The 293-nt window shown below is 57.7% G+C and carries 1 pseudogene; it reads right to left on the minus strand.

The annotated features are described in order from the left end of the window. Nucleotides 1-293: pseudogene (locus MUW49_RS21700) on the minus strand (RNA-guided endonuclease TnpB family protein); the annotation flags it as partial.

Consider the following 293-nt stretch of genomic DNA (forward strand, 5'->3'; position numbering starts at 1 on the left):
TTGAAGCTGTTGACGGGCTCAAACACCGTGCCATCTGACAGGGTTGCGAGCTTGGCGATCCCCGCATCCAACCCGACCATTGAGCCGGAGGGGTGAATTGGCTCGGACGTCTCCTGCTCGACCTGAAAGGAGATATACCAGTGCCCAGCTGCTTGGCTGACGGTCGCGTTTTTAATTTTCCCTTCAACTGGCTGGGACTGACGGAACTTGACCCACGCCAGCCCGGCAGGCAGCTTCACGCGACCCTTTTCAAGGCGGCAATACTTGTCGAAGTTGACGAACCGGATAGCGTC

Origin of the sequence: Aeromonas sp. LsrichE-8G, from assembly GCF_022869435.1 — a bacterium.
Taxonomy (GTDB): domain Bacteria; phylum Pseudomonadota; class Gammaproteobacteria; order Enterobacterales; family Aeromonadaceae; genus Aeromonas; species Aeromonas caviae.